2 protein-coding genes are annotated in these 824 nt (G+C 52.2%); both read left to right on the top strand.

The features are described from left to right. The first annotated feature begins 72 nt into the window (after positions 1-72). On the top strand, positions 73-372 hold the full coding sequence (locus NX84_RS12270) for an IS3 family transposase (protein WP_039677012.1): 300 nt from the start codon (positions 73-75) through the stop codon (positions 370-372). Positions 373-431: 59 nt separating this feature from the next. Next, complete coding sequence (locus NX84_RS12275) at positions 432-674, top strand: IS3 family transposase (protein WP_169744718.1); 243 nt, start codon at positions 432-434, stop codon at positions 672-674. Positions 675-824 lie beyond the last annotated feature (150 nt).

Genomic DNA, 824 nt, shown 5'->3' on the forward strand with positions numbered 1-824 from the left:
GGACCTGACCCCTGTTAGGTAGACACCTGATATCCAGCCCGGTTGGGTTGGGAAGAAAGGTAATCTACCACCATGCCTAGGTACTCCGAACAGTTCAAACGTGATGCTGTGGCCCTCTACGAAAACAATGAGGACCTCTCACTTCACGCGGCTTCAGCAGAGCTTGGAGTCAATCGTTCCTCACTTTATTCCTGGCTTAAGCAGTACGGCACCGGCAAACGTGCCCGCACGAAGACTATGCGCGACAAGGCCCAGGAGACGACTGATTCTGAACGGATCCGCCAGCTAGAAAGAGAAGTCTCGAAGCTACGCGAAGAACGCGACATCCTGCGCAAGGCCGCGAAATATTTTGCCGAAGAGACACGCTGGTAATCCGCTTCCAGTTTGTCTATGACCACCGAACCGAATACTCGGTCAAGCGGATGTGCCACGTGTTAAAGCTCAATCGCTCCTCGTTCTACAAATGGGTCAACACTCGAGATAAACGCAGGTTAAAGATGTGTTCTGATGCTCTTATTGGTGCACGAATCAAGACCATCTTCGATGATGAGCACGGGCTTTATGGTGCTAAACGCATTGCTGCAAGCCTCAACGACGATACGGACTTTCCTCCGATCAATCACAAGAAGGTCGCACGCATCATGAAATCCATGGGGCTTCAAAGGCTTTACTAAGCGGCGTCGGTGTATCACCACCAGGCGCAAGCCTGGACGTCGAGTCATGCCAGATCTAGTAGGCCGTAAGTTCACAGCTGACAGGCCGAACCACGTCTATGTAGGCGATATCACCTACCTGCCGTGTAAGGGCGGCAAGAACATGTACCT

The organism is Corynebacterium minutissimum (assembly GCF_000805675.1).
GTDB classification, from domain to species: Bacteria; Actinomycetota; Actinomycetes; order Mycobacteriales; family Mycobacteriaceae; genus Corynebacterium; species Corynebacterium minutissimum.

Bases quoted from the DNA above. Each gene is read 5' to 3' on its own strand.
- NX84_RS12270 (WP_039677012.1), top strand. From the start codon at position 73: ATGCCTAGGTACTCCGAACAGTTCAAACGTGATGCTGTGGCCCTCTAC.